The following is a 22316-nucleotide window of genomic DNA, read 5'->3' as shown; positions in this document are numbered from 1 at the left end:
GCGGGCCGCCCCAAGCGGGCGGCCCGCCGTTTCAGCATCAGAACTTCACGCCGGCACGCACGCCGAAAGTGCGCGGATCGGTCATGGTCAGGCTGGTCGCGCTGCCGGTAACCAGCGCCACCTTGTTCTCGATGTTCTTGACGAACGCCGTGGCGTACCACGCGCTGTTCGGCGCGTTATAGGTCAGGCTGGCCTGGGTGCGGGTTTGCGAAGGCGTCCACAGCTTGAGCCAGTAGGACCCGGTATCGCCGAACACCGTCACCGAATAGGCCGACGAATAGCGCGAATAGACCGAGGCGACGACATTGCCCTCGCCCACCGGCACCGTGTAGTTGATGCTGCCATAGAGCACGGTGGACGGCGTGCGATCCAGCTTCTGCCCGGCATAGTTGGCCACCTGGCCGCGATCGTTGGCGGTGCACTTGCCGTTGACCAGGCCGCTCGGGCAGAACTGGGTATAGTGCCCGTCGGTCAGGTCCACGCCCAGCGTCAGGTTCAGGTCGCGCGTGGGATAGAACTGGGTTTCGAATTCCCAGCCCAGCACGCGCGCCTTGCCCGCGTTGGTCGTCACCGTCTGGTTGGCGCCATTGATCGGAATAATCGCGCTCAACTGCAGGTTCTTGTAATCATACAGGAACAGGTTGGTGTCAATCTTCATCCACGGCGCCACGCGGCCGCGGAAGCCCAGTTCATAGTCGGTCAGGGTTTCGGGCTCGTAATAGATCGCGTGCTGGTCGCCATACTTGAGCGTGGTGGTGCCGGTGACCACGGTGGAATAATCGCAGCGCTCGCCCTGCGACGTGACGAGCGACTGGCCCGCCCCGCCGGTGGAGCACCCGTCGCCAAAGCCGCCGACCTTGTAGCCGGTGGCAATCGAGCCATAGAGCAGGCCGCCCGCCACATCGGCATCGAAGCCGGCGCGCCAGGTCACCTTGCGGCCCTTGACCGTGGCGTCGTTGACATAGCTGCGCCCGCCGCCGGCGGCCGGATCGAGCGTATATTGCCCGCCCACCAGCGGCTGCCCGCCCAGCGTGTTGAGGTGCACGGTGTGGCCATAGCGGGAAAGATCGTCGGCGGTGTAGCGGATGCCGGCCGTCAGCCGGACCGCGTCGGTGATCTTGTAGGTGCCTTGCGTGAATGCGCCCTTGGTGGACGAGATCGTGTGCTGCGGGAAGCCATAGATGAACGTGTTGCCGAACACCTGGGGCAGCAGGTTGTAGATATAGAACGCGATGCGTGATTCTTCGCGGAAGTAATAGAGGCCGCCCTGGATCTTGAGCGGGCCATCCCCGCTCGACGCCAGGCGCAACTCGTGGCTTTGCTGCGTGTAATCACCGTTGAACGTGCCGGGCAGGTTTACCCCGCTCAGGACGTTGCTGTTTTCCTTGGCTTCGTATTGCCGGATCGACCCCAGGTAAGTGGCCTTGATGCCGCCGAAATCGTAATTGAATTCGCCATCGAGGTTATAGGCGATGTCGTGCACGTTGGGCTTGAACGAGGATTGGTCCCCGCCGCCATACTGGTGCGTGGTCAGGCTGGTATACGTCGTGCCGCCGCTGGTATAGCTGAACGGCGTGTTGAAGCTGGCGCTCAGCAGCGAGGTGGTGAGCGACTGGCGCGTGTTGCCGATCGGCGCCCAGGTGGCCACGCGCGCCTTGTCGGCCGTGGTATTGCCGGCCGAGCTGCTGTCGGTGCCCAGCTGGTAGAAATTGCTGAACGGCACCGAGCTGTCGCGCGATCCGGTCAGGCGCGAATAGCTGCCGCGCAGCAGCAGGTCGCCCCGGTCGCCCAGCTTGAACAGGCCCTGCAGGCGGGCCGAGATATTGGTGCGGAACTTGTTGTTGTAGTTGGGATCGCCCGCCACGCCCTTCACGAAATTGTCGCGCGTGTCATAGTTGAGCGAAAGGCGGAACGCGGCCCAGTCGTTGACCGGCAGGTTGAACGCGGCATCGGCGTTATAGGCATTGTAATTGCCTGCGCCCACGTTGGCTTCCACGCTCACGCGGTCGAAATTGGGGCGCTTGGTGATCACGTTGATCACGCCCGCTGTGGTGTTGCGGCCATAGAGCGTGCCCTGCGGACCTTTCAGCACTTCGACATGGTCCACGTCCATGAAGCTCACGTCGGCCTGCTGGGGCCGCGCCAGATAGACGCCATCGGCCAGGAACGCGGCCGAAGGATTGCCCTTTTCGGTACCGTCGGTGCTGGTCACGCCGCGAATGGTGATCTGCAAGCCGTTGGTGCGGTCGATCGAGAGGCCGGGCACCTGGTCACCCAGCGCGGTGGGGTTGGTCACGCCCTTGGAACGCAGCCCGTCGCCGGTGATGGCGGTCAGCGCGATCGGTGTTTTCGACAGCAGCGTCTTGTCGCGCGTGGCGGTCACGATGATGTCGGGCATCGCCACTTCGTCGCTGGCGGCCTTGGCCGGTTCCTGCGCAGGTGCAGGGGCCGGCGCGGTCTGGGCATAGGCCGGTGCGGCCAGAGCCACGGCAGAAACCAGGCATGCTGTTTTGATCAGCTTCATTTTTCCCTCCCTTTCATGCCCCGCGTGCGTTCTTGCCGCGGGTGACATTCGCTTGCGCGGCCATGCACTTGCTTGCTGCGCACGCGGCGCAGGCAAGCCCTGCCCTGGCAATGGCCGCACCGACGATGAAGAGAAGTGATCGGGCAACAAGGGCCCACCCGCCCGAAGCATGGCTTCGCAGCGGCAATCGATTTCCTCTCCATCGGCGGCAAGTAGTATCTCTTGCTTGGCCATACTTTGAAATCAAACAGTCAGCGCTGTCAAGACTGCGTTGTCAGATTTCAACGTGACCTCGCGAAAGAAATAGTCATAATGGTTGACATGGAGAGGCGACCGTTCGCAGACAGCCGGCAACCCGAACGGGACCAAGTGCAACCGCCAGCAGCGGCCGCACCCGCGCCGCGCGCCACGATGGAGGATGTTGCCCGCCTTGCCGGGGTGTCCCTCAAAAGCGTGTCCCGCGTGGTTAATCGCGAACCCCACGTGTCCGACGCGTTGCGCGCGAAAGTGGAGGCGGCCATCACCACGCTGGCCTTCGTGCCCGATGCTGCGGCCCGCTCGCTGGCCGGATCGCGCACATTCATCGTGGGCCTGCTGTTCGACAACCCCAGCCCGAACTACACGATCAAGATCCAGTCAGGCGTCTATCGCGCCTGCATGGAGCAGCAATATCACCTGCGCATCGACAGCATCGATTCCGATCGCCCCCATGCCCAGGTGGAAGCGCAGCTTGACGCGATCGTGCGCAACAGCCGCTGCGACGGCTTCATCCTCACCCCGCCGCTGACCGACAACATCCAGGTTCTGGCCTTTCTGGAGCGGCGCAGCATCCGCTATGCCCGCATCGCCCCCAACAGCGAACTGGGCCGTTCGGCGTGCGTGGCGATCGACGACAGCGCCGCCGGCGCCCTTGTCGCGCGCCGCTTGTGGGCGCTGGGCCATCGCCGGCTGGGCGTGGTCACCGGCCCGCCACTGCATCGCGCGGGCGAGCGGCGGCGCACCGGCTTTCTCAATGCGCTCAAGGAACTGGGTGCCACGCTGCCCGTGGCGGAGGCCAATGGCAGCTTTGCCTTCGAAGGCGGCATTGCGGCGGGTACGGCGCTGCTTGCCCACGAACCACGCCCGAGCGCGATCTTTGCCACCAACGACGATTCGGCGGCCGGGGTGATGGTGGCCTGCGCGCGCGCCGGCTTGCGCGTGCCGCACGACATCTCGCTATGCGGATTCGACGATAGCTGGGTGGCCAAGTCGGTCTGGCCGTACCTGACCACGATCTACCAGCCGATCGAGGAAATGGGCTATGCCGCAGCCAGCCTGCTGCTTGATCGGGGCGAAACCGGCGACCGCCAGCTTATGCTCGATTTTCACCTGGTCGAGCGGGACTCTCTGGCGCCGCCGCCAGATCATCCCGCCTGAGGGAACCGAGCCGCCCAGGGTGGGCGGAGATTTAGGTCAGGGGGCGTGAGAGCGGTTGATTTTCGCGACCCGGAGCGCAGCGCACTTTTAGGTCGTGAACTCATAAATGGCGCCCCCGAGGTTTGGGGCCAAAGGCCCCGTCGCGAGGAGAAAGCGCGCAGGAATATCGGCAATATTTCCAGTGCTTTCGACGCTGCGAGGGGGCCTTTGGGTCAAATCCCGAAGGGACGCCAAAATGGCTTCCATCTCAGCCCAAAGCGCCCTTGCAAAGGCTACCAGCCTTCGCGGCGGTCACTTTGGCCCGATATGTTCGCCATTTTGGCGCCTCGGGGGCGCCATTTATGAGTTCACGACCTAGTACGCGGGCACAAGAAGCACGAAAAGCGGCCGTTCGCAGCCCACCATGGGCTAAATCGCCACGCCGCCTAGACCAGCAAGTCGAAGCGGTCGGCGTTCATCACTTTGGTCCAGGTGGCGATGAAATCGGCCACGAACTTGTCTTGCGCGTCCAGCCCGGCATAGACCTCGCACAGCCCGCGCAACTGGGCATTGGCACCGAAGACCAGGTCCACGCGGGTGGCCGTCCAGCGCCGTTCCCCGCTGGCGCGATCGGTGCCCACGAATGTGCCGGCCTCTTCCCCCGCGGCCCATGCGGTGTTCATATCCAGCAGGTTGACCACGAAATCGTTGGTCAACTGGCCCGGCCGCTCGGTCAGCACGCCGTGGGGCGATCCGCCGTGGTTGGCCCCCAGCACGCGCAGCCCGGCAACGAGGACCGTCATTTCCGCCGCGCCCAGGCCCAGCAGTTGCGCACGGTCGATCAGCAGTTCTTCCGCGCTGACCGCCATCGGCTGTGCCAGATAGTTGCGGAAGCCATCGGCCCGTGGCTCCAGATAGGCAAAGCTATCCGCGTCGGTCTGGTCCTGCGCGGCGTCGGTGCGGCCAGGCACGAACGGCACGTCCACCGTGCGGCCGGCCGCCTTGGCCGCCAGTTCGATGCCGACGCTGCCGCCCAGCACGATCAGGTCGGCCAGCGCGACTTTGCGGCCATCGCCGCGGCCGGCATCGAAACGCGCCTTGATGGCTTCGTACGCCGCCAGCACGCGTTCCAGCCGCGCCGGCTCGTTCACTGCCCAGCCGCGTTGGGGCGCCAGCGCGATGCGCGCACCGTTGGCCCCGCCGCGCCGGTCCGACCCGCGATAGGTCGAAGCCGACGCCCAGGCCGTGCCGACCAGCTCGGCCACCGACAGACCCACGGCGGCAATGTCGGCCTTGAGCGCGGCAATGTCGGCCGCGTCGATCAAGGGGTAGTCGCGCGCCGGGATCGGATCCTGCCAGATCAGGTCTTCGTGCGGCACATCAGGCCCAAGATAGCGAGCCTTGGGCCCCATGTCGCGGTGGGTCAGCTTGAACCAGGCGCGGGCGAAACTGTCGGCAAACAGGGCCGGATCGGCGCGGAAGCGTTCCAGCACGGCGCGATAGGCGGGATCGACTTTGAGCGCCATGTCCGCCGTGGTCATCATCGTGGGCACTTTCACGCCCGGCGTGTGCGCCTTGGGCGCCAGCGTTTCTTCCGGATTGCCCACCGGCTGCCACTGGTGCGCGCCGGCCGGGCTGCGCACCAGTTCGTATTCATGATCCAGCAGCATGTCGAAGTAGGTCATGTCCCACTGCGTGGGGGTGGGCGTCCATGCGCCTTCGATGCCCGATGTGATCGTGTCATCGCCCATGCCGCTGCCATGGGTGGAAATCCAGCCCAGGCCCATCTGGGCAATGTCCGCCCCTTCGGGCGCCAGGCCGACGAGCGATGCATCGCCGCCGCCGTGGGCCTTGCCAAATGTGTGGCCGCCGGCGGTCAGCGCCACGGTCTCGGCATCGTCCATGCCCATGCGGGCAAAGGTTTCGCGGATATCGCGCGCCGAACCGACCGGATCGGGCACGCTGCCGGGCCCTTCGGGGTTCACATAGATCAGCCCCATCTGGATCGCGGCCAGCGGCCCTTCCAACGCGCGCCCGGCCGCCTCGTCGATGCGCGTCGGGTTTTCCGGATCGCCCACCCAGGTCGTTTCGCTGCCCCAGAACACGTCGAGCGACGGCTCGTGAATATCCTCGCGCCCGCCGCCAAAGCCGAAGATCGGGCCGCCCATCGATTCGATCGCGACGTTGCCGGCCATGATGAACAGGTCGGCCCAGCTGAGCGCTGCGCCATACTTGCGCTTGATCGGCCAGAGCAGGCGGCGCGCCTTGTCGAGATTGCCGTTGTCCGGCCAGGAATTGAGCGGGGCGAACCGCTGCGATCCCGATGACGAACCGCCGCGCCCGTCGCCACTGCGATAGCTGCCGGCCGAATGCCAGGCCATGCGGATGAAGAACGGGCCATAGTGGCCATAGTCGGCCGGCCACCACGGTTGGCTGTCGGTCATCAGGGCGTGCAGATCGGCCTTGACGCCCGCGTAATCGAGCGTGCGGAACGCGGCACGATAGTCGAGCCCTTGTGGATAGGGGCTGGCGGACTGACCATGCTGGGCCAGGATCGCCAGTGGCAGCGCTTCGGGCCACCAGTCCTTGTTGGTGCGCCCCAAGAGGGGCCGCGTCTTGGCTGCACCACCACCCATCGGGCACTTCGTCGTCACCGCGTTCATCGTCTTCTCCATTGCTCGGCCACAAGTCATTGCGATCGGGGCCGCGATCCGGATCGCGGCGATCCTCTCACGAAGCCGATGGTGACAACAGGGTCCTTTGGTTCAGTCTGTCGGAGCGGCCGCGCAGGCCGCCGCAGCCTCCAGGATCACGCCGGCCACGGCAGCGGGTTGCGACAGCAGGCTGAGATGCCCGGCATCCAACTCGGTGGTTTGCGCGCCCATCGCGGCGGCCAGTTCGCGCTCCAGCGCCACGCTCACGATGCGATCCTGCGCCGAAACGATATACCAGCAGGGGCGCGTTTCCCACGCGGCCTGGTCCACCTTGTCGGCAAAGGTGCTGGCCGCCAACGGGGGCTGCACCACACACAGCACGCGCGCCTCTGCCTCGGGCAGGTCCTGCGCCACGTCCTCGATCCAGCCCGCTTCGCTCAGCGTCAGGAAGCCGCCGCCGTCATTGATGATCTTGCCCAGCGCGGGCGGCGCTTCATAGCGTCCCACCTGTTCGCCCACGGTTTCGCCGGTCTTGGGCGCAAAGGCGGCAACATAGACGAGCGCCTTGACCTTGGGATCGTTGCCGGCCTGGGTGATCACCGCCCCGCCCCAGCTGTGCCCGACGAGCACGACCGGCCCCTCGATCGCGGCTAGCGCGCGGGCGGTGGCCGCCACGTCATCGGCAAGGGAGGTGGTGGGATTTGGCACGGCAACCACTGGGAGCCCTTTCGCCAGCAGCAAGGGGATCACGCGCTGCCAGCTCGATCCATCGGCCCAAGCGCCGTGGACAAGGACAATGGTGGGCAAAGCAGGAGTGTCTGTCATGGCACGTTCCGATCGGAAGAGGGGCGCAGGCAGCGATGCGCAAGGGCCGGCCAAACATCGCAAGACCGCGGCGCGCGCGGCAATCCCCGATCGGGTGAATCGCCAGCCCCCGACCGGGGCTGCAGCGCTATTCCCGTGCCCCTGATCCTGTGGCGTTCCAACCCTGGGCTAGGCGCGCCCAACTGGCCACCAGCGCCAGGTCCAGTGCCTGCCCTCCGCCGATCAGGCCCAGGCGGCGGCGGAAGTCATAGCCGGCCAATGGCACCGCCACGATGCCACCATTCGCCGCATTGTCCGCCAGGCAGACCGGCCCGGTCGTCACCGCCAGGCCGGCCCTCACCAGCGCCAGGCAGCGTTCTTCGTTGGCGCTGCGCAGCAGAAAATGCGGGCGCACGCCTTGGGCGGTGAAGAACCGGCTGGTTTCGGCCAGGATCTCGCAACTGCGCCGTGCCACCATGACCTCGGCCGCCAGGTCGAGCGCGCTCAACATACCCCGCCCGGCCAGGGGATGGTCGCGCGGCAGCAGCATCGCATAGCCTTCCTCCACCACGGTGCCTTCGCCTGCCCCGCCCTGCGGCCCCGGCCCGTGCAACAGCGTGAGGATCGCATCGAGCTGCCCCTCCCCCAGCCGGCGGCGCAGATCGGCATCGCTTCCCTCCACCAGCACCAGCGGCCGCACCGCCTGCACGTCGCGCGCCAGAGTGACCAGCACTTGCGCCGGCAAGGAGGACAGCACCCCCAGCCGTAGCGGCGCCGCCATCGGCGCCAGGCCGTCTGCCGGCATTTCCGCCAGGCGGAACTCGCGCTCGATCGTGCGGGCATGGGCCAAGAGCCGCGTGCCCGCTGCGGTCAGCCTGATCTGCTTGCGATCGCGCATCAGCAGCGGCGCGCCCACCAGCCGCTCCAGCTCGGCCAGGCCGGCCGAAAGCGTCGGCTGGGAAAGGTTCAGGCGCCGCGCCGCCGCGGTGATCCCGCCGGTTTCGACTATGGCCAGGAACTGGCGCAGGTGGTTCCGCTTCAGCATAGGTGTTTTCTATGGAAATCCGCTGTGAAAATCAATTTTCTGCTTGATGCAAGGCGCGGTATGATGCGGGTGGGAAGAGGAGAACATTGCCGTGCGTGCCACACCCGATCTCGATTTCGGCCTCGATGAAAACGCCCTGATGATCCGCGAGGCGGCAGGTCGCTTTGCCGACGAACAGATTGCCCCGCTCGCCGCTGCGATCGATGCCGAAGATCGCTTCCCGAGCGAATTGTGGCAGCCGATGGGCGCGCTGGGCCTGCACGGGGTGACCGTGGCAGAGGAGTTCGGCGGACTTGGCCTGGGCTATCTCCACCATGTCATCGCGGTGGAGGAAGTGAGCCGGGCCTCGGGCGCGGTTGGCCTGTCCTATGGCGCCCATTCCAACTTGTGCGTCAACCAGATCCACCGCTGGGGCAATGCCGAACAAAAGGCCAAGTACCTGCCCAAGCTGGTTTCGGGCGAGCATCTGGGCAGCCTGGCCATGTCCGAAGTTGGCGCCGGGTCCGATGTGGTGGCGATGAAGCTGCGCGCCGATGCAGTAGAGGGCGGCTGGCGTCTCAACGGCACCAAGTTCTGGATCACCAACGGCACTTATGCCGATACCCTGGTGGTCTATGCCAAGACCGCGCCCGATGCCGGGCCCAAGGGCATCACCGCTTTCCTGATCGAGCGCGGCATGGCGGGCTTTTCCATCGGACAAAAGATCGACAAGATGGGCCTGCGCGGCAGCCCGACTTGCGAACTGGTGTTCGAGGATTGCTTCGTGCCTGCCGAAAACGTCCTTGGCCCGGTCAACGGTGGTGTGGGCGTGCTGATGAGCGGGCTGGATTATGAGCGCGTGGTGCTCGCGGGCATGCAGATCGGGATCATGCAGGCCTGCCTCGACACCGTGATCCCCTATGTCCGCGAGCGCCAGCAGTTCGGCAAGCCGATCGGCACGTTCCAGCTGATGCAGGCCAAAGTGGCGGACATGTACGTGTCGCTGCAATCGGCGCGCGCCTATGTCTATACCGTGGCGCGCGCCTGCGATGCCGGGCAGACCACCCGGTTCGATGCGGCGGGCGCCATCCTGCTCGCCAGTGAAAGCGCGTTCCGCGTGGCGGGCGAGGCGATCCAGGCGCTGGGCGGCGCCGGCTATACCAAGGATTGGCCGGTGGAACGCTATCTGCGCGATGCCAAGCTGCTCGACATCGGCGCGGGTACCAACGAAATCCGCCGCATGCTGATCGGCCGCGAACTGATCGGCATCAAGGGATGAGCGCGCCCGTCCTCCCCACCGCGCTCGATCCGGCCAGTGCCGAGGCGCAGGCCCGCGCCGCGCACAACCGCGCGCTGGCCGCCGAACTGCACGCCCGCGTGGCCAAGGCTGCGCTGGGTGGCGACGAACGCGCCCGCGCCCGCCACACCGCGCGGGGCAAGCTCTTGCCGCGCGAGCGGGTGGAGCGCCTGCTCGATCCCGGATCGCCATTCCTGGAAATTGGCCAACTGGCCGCCAATGGCCTTTACAACGATGAAGTGCCCGGCGCGGGGATCATCGCCGGGGTGGGCCGGGTTTCGGGGCGGCAATGCATGGTCTTTGCCAACGATGCCACCGTCAAGGGCGGCACCTATTTCCCCCTGACCGTGAAGAAGCATCTGCGCGCGCAGGAAATCGCGCAGGAAAACCGCCTGCCCTGCGTCTATCTGGTGGATTCGGGCGGCGCCAACCTGCCCAACCAGGCCGAGGTTTTCCCCGATCGCGATCACTTCGGCCGCTTCTTCTATAACCAAGCGCGGATGAGCGGTGCAGGCATTGCCCAGATCGCCGCCGTGATGGGTTCGTGCACCGCCGGCGGCGCCTATGTTCCGGCGATGAGCGACGAGACGGTGATCGTGAAAGAGCAAGGCACGATCTTCCTCGCCGGCCCGCCGCTGGTCAAGGCCGCCACGGGCGAGGAAATCTCCGCCGAAGACCTGGGCGGCGGCGATCTCCACGCGCGCCAATCGGGCGTGGTCGATCACCTGGCCGAAAACGACGAACACGCGCTGTCGATCGTGCGCGACATCGTCTCGCACCTGGGCGCGCCCGGCGATGCCGGGGTGGAGCGGCGCGAAAGCCGCCCGCCGCTTCATGATCCGCAAGACCTCTATAGCGTGATCCCGCAAGACGTGCGCGCGCCCTACGATGTGCGCGAAGTGATCGCGCGGATTGTCGACGGCAGCGAATTTCACGAATTCAAGGCCTTGTTCGGCACCACGCTGGTCTGCGGCTTTGCCCATATCCATGGGCTCCCCGTGGCGATCCTGGCCAACAACGGCGTGCTGTTTTCGCAAAGCGCCCAGAAAGGCGCGCATTTCATCGAACTCGCCTGCCAGCGCCGCATCCCCCTGCTGTTCCTGCAGAACATCTCGGGCTTCATGGTCGGCGGCAAATATGAAGCCGAAGGGATTGCCAAGCACGGGGCCAAGCTGGTGACGGCGGTGGCCACCGCGCAAGTGCCCAAGATCACCGTGCTGATCGGCGGCAGTTTCGGCGCGGGCAACTATGGCATGTGCGGGCGCGCCTATTCCCCGCGCTTCCTGTTCACCTGGCCCAATGCGCGCATTTCGGTGATGGGCGGGGAACAGGCGGCCAGCGTGCTCGCCACCGTGCACCGCGATGCCGCCACCTGGACGAACGAGGAAGCCGAGGCCTTCAAGGCGCCGATCCGCCAGAAATACGAGGATGAAGGCAATCCCTATTACGCCACCGCCCGTCTGTGGGACGATGGCGTGATCGATCCGGTGCAGACCCGCGATGTCGTCGGCCTCGCGCTCGAAGCCTGCCTCCAGGCCCCGATTGCCGAGCGTGCGTCGTTCGGCGTGTTCAGGATGTGATGCCGATGCTTGAATCCATCCTCATCGCCAACCGCGGCGAAATCGCCTGCCGGATCATCCGCACGGCAAAGCGCCTGGGCCTGCGCACCGTGGCCGTCTATTCCGAAGCCGACGCGCAAGCCATGCACGTGGCACAAGCCGATCAGGCCGTGGCCATCGGCGCCGCGCCCCCGCGCGAATCCTATCTGGTGGGAGAGCGGATCATCGCGGCCGCACTGGAAACCGGCGCGCAGGCCGTCCACCCCGGCTATGGTTTCCTGTCGGAAAACGCTGAGTTTGCCCAGGCGGTGATCGATGCCGGGCTGGTGTGGATCGGCCCGCCGCCCTCGGCGATTTCCGCCATGGGCCTGAAAGACGCGGCCAAGGCGCTGATGCAGCAGGCGGGCGTGCCCACCACGCCGGGCTATCTGGGTGAAAACCAGGATGCCGATTGGCTGGCGCAGGAAGCCGCCAAAGTCGGCTATCCCGTGCTGATCAAGGCCGTGGCCGGTGGCGGCGGCAAGGGCATGCGGCTGGTGGAGCAGGCGGCAGACTTTGCCGATGCGCTCGCCTCGTGCCAGCGTGAGGCTGCGGCCGCGTTCGGCAATGCCCATGTGCTGATCGAGAAGTATATCCTTTCGCCCCGCCATATCGAAGTGCAGGTGTTCGGCGACGCGCACGGCAACGTCGTCCACCTGTTCGAACGCGATTGCTCGCTGCAACGCCGCCATCAGAAGGTGATCGAGGAAGCCCCCGCGCCGGGCATGGACGAAGCGACCCGCGCCGCCGTCTGCCAGGCCGCCGTGCGCGCGGCGCAAGCGGTGGGCTATCAGGGCGCGGGCACGGTGGAATTCATTGCCGATGGCTCGGAAGGGCTGCGCGCCGACCGCATCTGGTTCATGGAAATGAACACCCGGCTCCAGGTGGAACACCCGGTGACCGAGGCGATCACTGGCGTCGATCTGGTCGAATGGCAGATCCGGGTGGCGAGCGGAGAGCCGCTGCCGCGCACCCAGCAAGACCTGTCGATCAACGGCTGGGCAATGGAAGCGCGCCTCTATGCCGAAGACCCGGCCAAGGGTTTTCTCCCTTCCATCGGCCGGCTGGACCATCTGCATTTCGGCATGGGTGAAGGCGGCCGCATCGATACCGGCGTGGCGCAGGGAGACACGATCACCCCGTTCTACGATCCGATGATCGCCAAGGTCATCGCCCAAGGCCCCACCCGCGATGACGCGCGCCGCCGCCTCTCCGCGATGCTGGACCAGACCGCCGTATGGCCGGTGCGCACCAATGCCGCGTTCCTCACCCGCGCGCTGGCTCATCCGCAATTCGTGGCCGGCACGGTCGATACCGGCGTGATCGGCCGCGATGGCGCCAAGATGGCACAGGCGGTTGCCCCCTCGCCCGCCGCGCTCGCCCGCGCCGCCGCGCGGCTGGTGGCACCGAGCCTGGCGCCGGGCCTGCGCCTGAACAGCCCGCCCCGGCGCACCGCGCGCTTCCTGCTCGATGGCGCGGCGATAGACGTGGCGCTCGATCGTCCGGCCAGTGGCCCGGCCCGGTCCACCCTGGTGTGCGAAGGTGGTCAGGCCTGGCTGCTCGAACCCTGGCACCACAAGGCCAGCGATGCCGCCAGCGCGGGCGACGGCGCCATCCTGGCGCCCATGCCCGGCCGCGTCATCGCCGTATCGGTGGCGCAGGGGGAAGTGGTCGCCAAGGGGCAAAAGCTCTTGACGCTGGAAGCGATGAAGATGGAACACACCCTGCTGGCCCCGTTCGATGGCGTGGTGGCGGCGCTGGAAACGCAGGCCGGCGCGCAAGTGCAGGTCGATGCCCTGCTCGCGCGCATCGTGCAAAAGGAAGACTGACGGCATGAGCGGACGTTTCTTCGATGCCTGGCACGTGGGCGACCGGATCGAACACCCGATCCGCCGCACCGTGACCGAGACCGACAACCTGCTGTTCTCGTGCATGACGCACAATCCCCAGCCGCTGCACCTCGATGCCGAAGCCGCGCGCGCCAGCGAATTTGGCCAGATCCTGGTCAACGGCACTTTTACATTCGCGTTGATGGTCGGCCTTTCGGTGGGGGAAACCACGCTGGGCACGCTGGTGGCCAATCTGGGCTATGACGCCGTCACCATGCCCAGCCCGGTGTTTATCGGCGATACGCTCCACGCCACCAGCGAAGTGGTGGAACTGCGCCCCTCGCGCTCGCGCCCCGGTGCCGGCATCGTCACCTTCGCGCACGAACTGATCAACCAGCGCGGCCAGGTGGTTTGCAAATGCAGGCGCAGTGCGCTGATCGCGGGCAGCCCGGCATGAAGCTGCGCTCGCTTCTGTTCGTTCCGGGCGACCGGCCCGATCGCTTTGCCAAGGCGGCGGCCAGCGGGGCCGATGCGATCATTCTCGATCTTGAGGATTCGGTTGCCCTTGCCGCCAAGGAAATGGCGCGCGCCGCCGTGGCAGGCTATCTGTCCGGCCCGCGTTCCTGCCCGGTGTTCGTGCGGATCAACCCGGTCGATGGCGATCTCGCCGCCGCCGATCTTGCCGCCGTGCTGCCCAGCCGGCCCGATGCCATCGTGCTGCCCAAGGCCGAAGGGGCTGAAACCGTGGGCACTTTGCTGGCCATGATGGGGCCGCAAGCCGTGCCGATCCTGCCCATCGCCACCGAAACGCCGGCCGCCGTGTTCGAACTGGGCAGCTATGGCGATGTGCGCGCGGCGCTTTGCGGCCTCACCTGGGGCGCGGAAGACCTGCCCGCGGCCATCGGCGCCGCCACCGCGCGCGAGGATGATGGCCGCTATACCCCGCCGTATGAAATGGTGCGCAGCCTCACCCTGTTTGCCGCGCACAAGGCCGGCGTTGCGGCGATCGAAACGGTCTATCCCGCCTTGTCGGACATGGCCGGCCTTGCTGCCTACGCCGCCCGCGGGCGGCGCGACGGGTTCACCGGCATGATGGCGCTGCACCCCGCGCAAGTCCCGGTGATCAACCAGGCCTTCACCCCCACCCCGGCCGAAGTGGACCACGCCCGCCGCATCGTCGCGCTGTTCGAAGCCGATCCCACGCTGGGCGTGGTCCAACTGGACGGCCGCATGATCGACCGCCCCCACCTCAAACAAGCAAGGGCGATCCTGACGCGGGTGGATTGATCCTCCTTCGGGCAGGGCCAACCGAACCCATATTTTGGGGTGTAGCGCTGACCGGCTAGCGCCATCCACTCGGCGTGGAGAAGCGAACGGACCCGATTGGCAGTCTGCGCGTTGCGATTGCCTTGATGGCGCCGTGATCAGCCCTTCCTTGACGCTTCGGCTTGCGCCCAATCGTTGATCGCGCCCATCCACAAGGCAACACCGACAGCACCGGGATCGGGATGGCCGGCGGCGCGGTCCCCGATATAGCTGGATCGCCCCTTGCGTGGGATCATGGCCCTTGTCGCGTCCGCCCCGGCCTGGGCAGCGGCATGCATCGCTGCCACGCGCTGGGTCCAGGTTCCATCTGACTGCGCCAGCGCCGCCGTGGCGGGAACCAGAGCGTCGAGCATGGTACGATCTCCGGGGGCAGCGCCGCCGAGCGCCATCATGCCCTGGCAACCCGCGTCGAGCGCCCGCGCCCATGCAGCCGGATCGGCGGGATCGGCTTCCTGTTCCAGCGCGCGGGCCGCGCGCAGCACGGCCATGGCATAAAGCGGCCCGGACGTTCCGCCCAGCGAGCGGCGCAGCAGGGCAGAGACTTGCGCCAAGGCGCGGGCGGGATGGGCGCAATCAAGCGTGGCAAAGGCGGCGTCGAGACTATCGGCGCCACGCGCCAGGCTGATGCCCAGGTCGCCGTCGCCCACCGCACTGTCAAGCCGCGTCAGTTCGGGCTCGGCCTCGCGCAGCCGCGCGATCACGGCACGGATCGCAGCGGCGAGGTCCGCTGCCTGCGCCGCATTGGCCCAGGCCGGACCGGTCACCGCGTCTTCTTCGGCAAGGGTCACGGGATCGGCCAGGGCAATCTGCGTGGCGGGAATCGTGGGCGCATTCCAGGCCGGCGCCTGCGTCGCTGCCAGCAGGCGTTGCGCGCGCAACGCGTCTAGCCGCATGACCGACAGCGAGCAGCCCGCCATTTCCAGCGCACTGAGGAACGTGCCGGCCTGGACAGCACGAACCACCAGCCCAGCCCCTGTCAGCCGTTGGAGTGCAAAGCGCGTGGCAATCGCCAGTTCCAGCGCGGGGGTGCCACCCAGGCCGTTGACCATCAACGCCACTTCATCACCCGCAACGAACCCGCCATAACGCAAAATGCGCTCCACCAGGTCTTCGAGCATGGCGTCGGCAGTACCGATCTTGGCACGGCGCACGCCACTTTCGCCGTGGATACCAAGGCCGAACTCCACTTCGTCGTCACCTAGTTCGAACCCGGGATGCCCGGCGGCCGGCACGATGCAGGCCGAAAGTCCGAGGCCCATCGAGGCGAGGTTGTCGGCGGCGGCTTGTGCCTCGGCATGCACCTGGTCGAGCGACAACCCCGCCTCGGCGGCAGCGCCGGCGATCTTGTGAACCAGGATCGTGCCGGCGATGCCGCGTCGTCCAACAGCGGCGTTGCTGTCCCCCAAGGCCACGTCGTCACCCACCAGCACCACGGCCACCGGCACCCCGTGGCTGCGCGCGATCTCCGCAGCGAGACCGAAGTTGAGCTTGTCGCCGGTGTAGTTCTTGACGATCAGCAGCACGCCGGCCGGGCCGCCCACGGCAAGGATCGCCTTGAGCACGGCGTCGACGCTGGGCGAGGTGAACACCGGCCCCGCAACGGCGGCCGTGAGCATGCCTGGCCCGACATAGCCGGCATGGGCCGGCTCGTGGCCCGACCCGCCGCCCGAGATGATCGCCACCTGGCCACGCCCGCGCAGTGCGGCATGGTCGGCGCGCAGCACCACGGTCTCGTCGGGCAGACGCACCAGGCGGCTGTCAGCCAGAACCAGCCCTTCCACCATCTCTTCGACGACGCACGCGGGATCGTTGATCAACTTCTTCATGACAAATCCTTTCAGAGTGCGGGCGTCGCGCGCATGGCGGTGACCGCGGCACCATAGCCACGCCGAACCCAGGCGATCAGAGCAAATGCGATGAACGCCGCCAGCGCGGTGACGAGCGCCAGGGCATGGCCCACCGCAAGGTCGGAACCGAACAGATGGTCGGTGGCGAGCGCCACGAGAGTGGGGCCAAAGCCCAGCCCGATGAGGTTGATGGCAAAGAGATAGAGCGCGGTGACCTGCCCCCGGAATTCATTGGGGGTGATCGCGTGGAGCGCCGCCGGGGCAATCCCGGTTGGCACGCCGAGGAAGAAGCTGGTCCAAGCCAGCGCCGCCAGCGCGAGCGCCGGCGTAGGCGCGAGGCCGATGAAAGGAACGACAGGGATCACCGCCGCCATGCCCACCAGCGACGCGCGCAAGGCACCGTCGGCATGGCCCGCCGCGGTCCAGCGATCGGCCAGCCAGCCGCCGGCGAGAATGCCCGCGCAGCCCGCCGTCAGCAGGATCACGCCATAGGCAAAGGCCACTTCCCCCGCGCTCCAGTGGTGGACGCGGATGAACAGCGAGGGCACCCACGCCGACAGACCATAGCTGATGATCGCGTTGACCCCGAAGCCGATGACGATCGCCAGCAGCGTCCCCGCGCGAGCACGGAAAAAGGCGAAAGTCTCCGCCATGCCCGGCAGATCCTTGGCCGCCCCCCGTTCCTGGCGGGCCGGTTCGCGCAACGCAAGCATGAGCCCGGCCACAAGCAGGCCGGGCAGGCCCACGATCATGAAGGCCGCTTGCCAGGCGCGAACCGACCCGACCACGGGCAGGACGACCGCCGCATGATTGGCCGTGGCCGTGACCGCCATGCCACCCAGGATCAGTGCCACGCCCGAACCGACGAAGATCCCCATGGTATAGGTGCTCATTGCGCGGCCACGCCGGGCGGGGGCAAACGTATCGGAAATCAGCGAATAGGCCGCGGGCGAAAGCGTCGCCTCGCCCACGCCCACCAGAATGCGCGCGGCGAACAGCGTGCCAAAGCTGGTGGCGAAGCCGCAGGCAACGGTCGCCAGGCACCACAGCACCATCCCGCCCACCATCAGTGCCTTGCGGTTACCGCGATCGGCCCAGCGGCCCAGCGCCATGCCCAGGAAGGTGTAGAAGATGGCGAAGGCAAAACCGTGAAGCAAGCTGACGGCGGTGTCGGAAAGGCCCAGGTCGGCGCGGATCGGCTGCACCATCAGGCTCAATATCTGGCGATCGACGAACGCCACCGTATAGGCGAGCAGCAGCACCGCGATGACCAGCCAGGCCCGCCAGGGCACGGGATAGCCATCGGCGCCAAGGCCTGGCACAGCGGAGCGACGCATCAGGCGCGCTCCAGCGTGACAGGCAGGCTGGCGAGGCCGCGCAGCCAATTGATGCGCTGGTATTCAGGCTCGCCCGCCACGCTCAGCCGCGCGACCTTGCGGGCGAGGGTGGAGATCAGGATATCGGCTTCCATGCGCGCCATCATCTGCCCGACGCAGGCGTGGATGCCAAAGCCGAACGCGAGGTGGCCCGATGTCTTGCGATCGAGATCGAAGCGGTGCGGATCGGCCCACTGGCGTGGATCGCGATTGGCAGCAGCGATGAACAGGATGACCTTTTCCTCCGCGCCGATCGGCACACCGCCGATCTCGACCGCGCGCGTCGTGGTGCGGCCGATATAGGGACTGGGCGCGCGATAGCGCAGGCCTTCGTCGAAGGCCGCGCGGGCCAGGCCAGGATCGGCATGGACCCGAGCCCAGTCGGTGGGCCGTTGGGCCAATGCTTCCAGCGCAAAGCCGATGCCATTGATCGTGGTGTCCATGCCGGCCGAGATGAAGATGCGCACCAGCAGGCCGGCTTCATCCTCCGTGATTTCGCCCGCGTCTGCCGCGGCAAAGATCGCGGCGCCCAGGCTATCGGGCGCGACCGCTTCGCGCCGGCAGTTCGCCACCACCCAGTCGAGTATCGGCGTCGCGCGTTCGAGAGCCGCGCGGTAAAGCGCGTTCTTCTCGCCCATGGCGTTGAAATTGAGTTCGGAATAGATCAGCAGGTTGCGGCGATCCTCTTTGCGAAAGCCCACGGCATCGGGCAGCGCGGCGAAAGGAAAGGCTTCGGCAACGTCTGCCATGAGATCGACCGTGCCCTTTTCCAGCGCGGCCTCGACGATGTGCTCGGCCGTGGCGGCGAAATCCTCGCGCAGGCGGCGTAGCACGGCGGGCGACAGGATGCGATTGAGCAGGCGGCGATACTTGCCATGCTCGGGCGGGTCGTTTTCCAGGATCAGGCTGGGCTGGCGCCAGTTGCCCTGCTTGCGGATATTGGTGAAGCCCGTGCCGGAAGCCGAGGAATAGCTTTCCCAGTCGGAGAACACCGCGTGGACATCGGCATGGCGCCCCACGGCCCACACACCGCGGCGTTCGAGGAAAACCGCCGGGGCGGTCTCGCGTACCAGCGTGTCGTAATGGTCGGGACGGGCCATCACCTCGGCGGAGAAGAGATCGAAATCGAGGGCGGGCACACGCAATGCCGCACGGGAAGCGTCGGTCATGGGAATCCTGGGCAAGATGGAAGATGTGCGCAAGGATGCCCCGCCATTGGCGATGAACACCGGTGGGCGTCGGGGTTCGGGCTGGGCATCCTCTTTTGCCTGTTAGTTTACATAGCAACCTATTGCTGTCAATCCGGGTTGCGCGTCACAGCCTTGCGCATGCGCCACGAAACCCGCACAAGAAGCGAATGAACACCAAGAGCCAGCCTTCCCCGTCGCCGGTTTCGCGCCCCAGCTCGCGAAAGGTCATCGACCGCCATCTCTATGTGCCGCACTATCTGGTGGTCCTGGCCAACGGGATGGAGCGCGGCCAGTCGCGCATCTATCTCAAGCACTTCGGGATCGGCATCAACGAGGCGCGAATCATCACGGTGGTGGCGCACAGCGGACCGCTGACAGCGGCCGAAATTTCAGAGATTCTGGTGATGAACAAGTCGATCACCAGCCGCTCGATGCAGATTCTGGAAGGGCGTGGACTGGTCACGGTGGGCGATTCCCCACGGTCGCGGCCGATCACCCTGACCGAAGAAGGCTATGCCCTGCACGACCGGATCGTGGCGGTTTCGCTCGCTCGCGAAGCCCTTCTGCTCGATGGCTTTTCGCCCAACGAGAAGACCATCGTGCTCGGCTACCTGGCCCGCATGGCCAGCAACATGGAACTGGCCAACGCCATCGATCCGCTGGCGGTAGAGCGGGGCGAGACGCCAACGACGTGACAGACCGCTTGACATAGGTTGCTATGTAAACCAAAAGAGCCCCAACGAATTCGCCAATAGAGCGATGCAGAGGGGATCTTTGTGCATGACCTGCCACTAGCCTGACCGCACCGCATGTCCCCGGGCGCACCGCGCCGGCCTTCGTGCATTCCGCCCTACACGGCCCATTCGTTTTTTCGGCACTGCCCAGGTGCCAACGGAGGCTTGCGTCCGCGCCAGATGCGCGGCGCGCGGCCTACCGCCGATCCAGACAAGATATTTGGGGGAGAACAGAGACCATGTTGCCCATGACGCAAACCCGTGCCCGCCGCCTGCGCTCGCTGGCCGGTGCCAGCCTGGCGGTCGTCGCCGGCCTTTCGCTGGCCGCGCCTGCCCTGGCGCAGGAAACCCCGGAAGCCGCGCCCCAGGCGCAAACCGCTGGCGAAGTTGCCAACGGCACGCCTCCCAATGGCGAGATCATCGTGACCGCGCAGTTTCGATCGCAGCGCTTGCAGGATACGCCGCTGGCGATCACCGCCGTCGATGCCGCCGCGATCCAGAACCGCAGCCTTGGCACCGTGGTCGATGTGGCCGCCGCTGCCCCCAACGTGAACATTCGCCCCGGCGGCTCGGTGTTCGGCCCTGCAGCGCAGGTCTATATCCGTGGCATCGGCCAATATGACAGCAGCTTCGCCTTCGAACCGGGCGTGGGCATGTACGTGGACGACGTGTTCCACGGCACCCTGCTCGGCTCGATCTTCGATCTGCTCGACCTCGATCGCGTGGAAATCCTGCGCGGTCCGCAGGGCACGCTGGCGGGCAAGAACTCGATCGGTGGTGCGGTCAAGCTGTACTCGGCCAAGCCGACGGGCAGCGGGCATGGCTATGTCGAGGCCGGCTATGGTGCATTCAACCGCATCGAACTGAAAGGCAGCGCCGACTTTGCGCTTGTGCCCGACAGCCTGTTCGTGCGCGTTTCGGGCGTGTCGAAGACGCGTGACGGCTACCTCACCCGCCTCGACTACGGTTGCCTCAACCCGTCGAGCGGCGTGCCGGCGGCCACCACAGGCGCTGATTGCAAGCTTGGCACCGAAGGCGGCCAGAACATGCAGGCCGGACGCGTGGCCCTGCGTTGGCTGGCAAGCGACAAGCTGGAAGTAAACCTGGTCGGCATGGCGACCGAGGACCATTCCGAAATCGGCGCGAGCAAGCTGCTTTCGCTCACCACCACCGCTTCGATGCCGGCGGGCACCGATCCGTCGCAGTTCATCACGGGCGCCCATTCCTACACCAACTATGCGACGTACCTGAACCTGCCTTTCACCGATGCCACCGGCAGCCACGGCGCCACGTACATACCGCCGGTGAGCAAGGTCTCGGGCCGCGAAGTCTATGGCACGGTCGACTACAAGTTCGGCCCGGGCCTCGCGCTCAAGCTGATTTCTGCCTACCAGCGCTACAAGGGTAGCTATGGTTCGGACCTCGACCTTACGCCCTATTCGACCAATTCGGCCAACTACATCTACGATCACGAGCAATTCACCCAGGAAGCGCGGCTGAGCGGTTCCTCGCTGGCCGACAAGCTGGAATGGACCGTCGGCGGCTTCTATTACAAGGCCACCAGCCGCTTTGGCGGCGTGACGTTCATCGCCCCCGGCACCGCCACGCAGAATTTCTACGTGACGCGTGACCGCATCCCGGCACGCAGCGTCTCCGGCTTTGCCCATGCCGCCTACAAGCTGACCGACGCGCTGACGCTAACCGGCGGCATCCGCTATACCGACGACAAGAAGACCTACACCTATGGTCGCCTCAACCCCTATGACGTGAGCCAGCCGGCCTACACCGTGGCCGGGGCAATCAACGGCGTCACCGGCAAGTTTGCCGCCACGCGCTGGGACTATCGCGCCAATATCGACTATCGCTGGTCGCGCAACGTGATGACCTATGCCCAGTTCTCCACCGGCTACAAGGGTGGCGGGGTCAACCCCCGGCCGTTCGCCGCCGAACAGGCCGTGGCCTTCAACCCGGAAACCCTCACGGCTTGGGAAGTGGGTGCCAAGACCGATTTCCTCGACCGCGCGGTGCGCCTCAACCTGTCGCTGTTCCTTAACAAGTACAAGGACATCGTCTTCACCAACGTGTCACCCACGGCCAACAGCGTGACCAACGCCACCTCGGTCAACGCGGGCGACGCGACGATGAAGGGCGTGGAAGCGGAATTGACCCTGCGCCCGATTGCCGGCCTTTCGATCGATGCCTCGGGCAGTTGGCTGGGCTTCCAGTTGACGCGGATCGGCGCCACAGGCGCGACCATTCGCGGCATCACGCTCGACAACAGGGCACCCTATGCTCCCGAATGGAAGTTCGGCGGCGGCGTGCAATATGCCTTTGCCCTGGGCCAGGCCGGTACCCTCACCCCGCGCTTCGACATCAACTACCAGTCCTCGTTTTTCTCGAACATCGACAACAACCCGCTCGGCAAGGTGGATGGCTATGCGCTCGCCAATGCCCGGATCATGTTCGAGGATGCCGCGCACGACTGGCAATTGGCCGTCTCGGTCACCAACATGTTCAACAAGTTCTATTACTTGAACAAGATCCGTTACCCGATCGGGATCGTGGTGGGCCAGCCCGCCCTGCCCCGCGAATGGAAAGTCAGCCTGCGTCGCAACTTCTGACCCCTGCGGCGTAAAGAAGATGCCTGGTGTCTGCGCTTGCTCACAGACCCCAGGCATCGAGGTATGCAGGCCGTCCGGGAAGGAATGCAGCCTGCGA

15 protein-coding genes are annotated in these 22316 nt (G+C 66.2%); 8 read left to right on the top strand and 7 right to left on the bottom strand.

The window, feature by feature from the left end:
- Positions 1–37 precede the first annotated feature (37 nt).
- Positions 38–2524: a TonB-dependent receptor gene (locus FHT19_RS12130; protein WP_169475320.1), complete on the bottom strand. Its 2487-nt coding sequence runs from the start codon at positions 2522–2524 to the stop codon at positions 38–40.
- Positions 2525–2836: 312 nt separating this feature from the next.
- Between FHT19_RS12130 and FHT19_RS12125 the strand changes: the two genes are divergently transcribed.
- Entirely contained in the window at positions 2837–3940 is a 1104-nt protein-coding gene (locus FHT19_RS12125; RefSeq protein ID WP_348981783.1) for a LacI family DNA-binding transcriptional regulator, read from the top strand.
- A gap of 425 nt (positions 3941–4365) precedes the next feature.
- On the opposite strand, the gene katG is transcribed toward FHT19_RS12125, so the two are convergent.
- The 3 genes from katG to FHT19_RS12110 all read right to left on the bottom strand — a co-directional run bounded on the left by katG (position 4366) and on the right by FHT19_RS12110 (position 8422).
- On the bottom strand, positions 4366–6582 hold the full coding sequence (gene katG / locus FHT19_RS12120) for a catalase/peroxidase HPI (RefSeq protein WP_169475318.1): 2217 nt from the start codon (positions 6580–6582) through the stop codon (positions 4366–4368).
- A gap of 102 nt (positions 6583–6684) precedes the next feature.
- Entirely contained in the window at positions 6685–7398 is a 714-nt protein-coding gene (locus tag FHT19_RS12115) for an alpha/beta hydrolase (protein ID WP_169475317.1), read from the bottom strand.
- A gap of 127 nt (positions 7399–7525) precedes the next feature.
- The gene (locus tag FHT19_RS12110; RefSeq protein WP_169475316.1) at positions 7526–8422 is read right to left on the bottom strand and encodes a LysR family transcriptional regulator; all 897 of its coding nucleotides are present in this window, start codon (positions 8420–8422) and stop codon (positions 7526–7528) included.
- Positions 8423–8513: 91 nt separating this feature from the next.
- Here FHT19_RS12110 and FHT19_RS12105 point away from each other — a divergent pair, with 91 nt between their 5' ends.
- The 5 genes from FHT19_RS12105 to FHT19_RS12085 are packed head-to-tail and all read left to right on the top strand — an operon-like array spanning position 8514 to position 14412.
- On the top strand, positions 8514–9680 hold the full coding sequence (locus tag FHT19_RS12105) for an isovaleryl-CoA dehydrogenase (protein ID WP_169475315.1): 1167 nt from the start codon (positions 8514–8516) through the stop codon (positions 9678–9680).
- A complete protein-coding gene (locus FHT19_RS12100) occupies positions 9677–11278 on the top strand; it encodes a carboxyl transferase domain-containing protein (protein WP_169475314.1) in 1602 nt (533 codons plus the stop codon). Before FHT19_RS12105 ends, FHT19_RS12100 begins: the two co-directional genes overlap by 4 nt.
- A gap of 5 nt (positions 11279–11283) precedes the next feature.
- The gene (locus tag FHT19_RS12095; protein ID WP_169475313.1) at positions 11284–13125 is read left to right on the top strand and encodes an acetyl/propionyl/methylcrotonyl-CoA carboxylase subunit alpha; all 1842 of its coding nucleotides are present in this window, start codon (positions 11284–11286) and stop codon (positions 13123–13125) included.
- Between the two features lie 4 nt (positions 13126–13129).
- Positions 13130–13582, top strand: coding sequence for a MaoC family dehydratase (locus FHT19_RS12090; RefSeq protein ID WP_169475312.1), 453 nt, complete (start codon positions 13130–13132; stop codon positions 13580–13582).
- Positions 13579–14412 (top strand): CoA ester lyase, encoded by an 834-nt coding sequence (locus FHT19_RS12085; RefSeq protein WP_169475311.1) that lies wholly within the window; start codon positions 13579–13581, stop codon positions 14410–14412. The genes FHT19_RS12090 and FHT19_RS12085 overlap by 4 nt, the downstream gene beginning before the upstream one ends.
- A gap of 137 nt (positions 14413–14549) precedes the next feature.
- On the opposite strand, the gene dhaL is transcribed toward FHT19_RS12085, so the two are convergent.
- From dhaL to FHT19_RS12070, 3 genes are read right to left on the bottom strand one after another with little or no spacing between them, the layout of a single operon-like run.
- A complete protein-coding gene (dhaL, locus tag FHT19_RS12080) occupies positions 14550–16277 on the bottom strand; it encodes a dihydroxyacetone kinase subunit DhaL (RefSeq protein WP_169475310.1) in 1728 nt (575 codons plus the stop codon).
- An 11-nt stretch (positions 16278–16288) separates the two neighbouring features.
- Entirely contained in the window at positions 16289–17635 is a 1347-nt protein-coding gene (locus FHT19_RS12075) for an MFS transporter (protein WP_169475309.1), read from the bottom strand.
- A complete protein-coding gene (locus FHT19_RS12070) occupies positions 17635–18843 on the bottom strand; it encodes a cytochrome P450 (protein ID WP_169475308.1) in 1209 nt (402 codons plus the stop codon). Before FHT19_RS12070 ends, FHT19_RS12075 begins: the two co-directional genes overlap by 1 nt.
- A 188-nt stretch (positions 18844–19031) precedes the next feature.
- Between FHT19_RS12070 and FHT19_RS12065 the strand changes: the two genes are divergently transcribed.
- Both FHT19_RS12065 and FHT19_RS12060 read left to right on the top strand, forming a co-directional pair.
- The gene (locus tag FHT19_RS12065; protein ID WP_169475307.1) at positions 19032–19559 is read left to right on the top strand and encodes a MarR family transcriptional regulator; all 528 of its coding nucleotides are present in this window, start codon (positions 19032–19034) and stop codon (positions 19557–19559) included.
- A gap of 287 nt (positions 19560–19846) precedes the next feature.
- Positions 19847–22219 carry a TonB-dependent receptor gene (locus FHT19_RS12060; protein ID WP_169475306.1) on the top strand — a complete coding sequence of 791 codons (2373 nt, stop codon included), beginning with the start codon at positions 19847–19849 and terminating at the stop codon, positions 22217–22219.
- Positions 22220–22316: the final 97 nt, after the last annotated feature.

The organism is Novosphingobium sp. SG919 (assembly GCF_012932495.1).
In the GTDB taxonomy this organism is placed as follows: Bacteria; Pseudomonadota; Alphaproteobacteria; order Sphingomonadales; family Sphingomonadaceae; genus Novosphingobium; species Novosphingobium rhizosphaerae.
Note: the sequence above shows the minus strand (reverse complement) of the source record. Positions and strands in the feature narration are given on the sequence as shown.

What these genes read in the sequence shown, in the direction of transcription:
- FHT19_RS12130 (WP_169475320.1), bottom strand. Translation starts at nt 2,524, where the DNA reads ATGAAGCTGATCAAAACAGCATGCCTGGTTTCTGCCGTGGCTCTGGCC.
- FHT19_RS12125 (WP_348981783.1), top strand. Translation starts at nt 2,837, where the DNA reads ATGGTTGACATGGAGAGGCGACCGTTCGCAGACAGCCGGCAACCCGAA.
- katG (WP_169475318.1), bottom strand. Translation starts at nt 6,582, where the DNA reads ATGAACGCGGTGACGACGAAGTGCCCGATGGGTGGTGGTGCAGCCAAG.
- FHT19_RS12115 (WP_169475317.1), bottom strand. Translation starts at nt 7,398, where the DNA reads ATGACAGACACTCCTGCTTTGCCCACCATTGTCCTTGTCCACGGCGCT.
- FHT19_RS12110 (WP_169475316.1), bottom strand. Translation starts at nt 8,422, where the DNA reads ATGCTGAAGCGGAACCACCTGCGCCAGTTCCTGGCCATAGTCGAAACC.
- FHT19_RS12100 (WP_169475314.1), top strand. Translation starts at nt 9,677, where the DNA reads ATGAGCGCGCCCGTCCTCCCCACCGCGCTCGATCCGGCCAGTGCCGAG.
- FHT19_RS12095 (WP_169475313.1), top strand. Translation starts at nt 11,284, where the DNA reads ATGCTTGAATCCATCCTCATCGCCAACCGCGGCGAAATCGCCTGCCGG.
- FHT19_RS12090 (WP_169475312.1), top strand. Translation starts at nt 13,130, where the DNA reads ATGAGCGGACGTTTCTTCGATGCCTGGCACGTGGGCGACCGGATCGAA.
- FHT19_RS12085 (WP_169475311.1), top strand. Translation starts at nt 13,579, where the DNA reads ATGAAGCTGCGCTCGCTTCTGTTCGTTCCGGGCGACCGGCCCGATCGC.
- dhaL (WP_169475310.1), bottom strand. Translation starts at nt 16,277, where the DNA reads ATGAAGAAGTTGATCAACGATCCCGCGTGCGTCGTCGAAGAGATGGTG.
- FHT19_RS12075 (WP_169475309.1), bottom strand. Translation starts at nt 17,635, where the DNA reads ATGCGTCGCTCCGCTGTGCCAGGCCTTGGCGCCGATGGCTATCCCGTG.
- FHT19_RS12070 (WP_169475308.1), bottom strand. Translation starts at nt 18,843, where the DNA reads ATGACCGACGCTTCCCGTGCGGCATTGCGTGTGCCCGCCCTCGATTTC.
- FHT19_RS12065 (WP_169475307.1), top strand. Translation starts at nt 19,032, where the DNA reads ATGAACACCAAGAGCCAGCCTTCCCCGTCGCCGGTTTCGCGCCCCAGC.
- FHT19_RS12060 (WP_169475306.1), top strand. Translation starts at nt 19,847, where the DNA reads ATGACGCAAACCCGTGCCCGCCGCCTGCGCTCGCTGGCCGGTGCCAGC.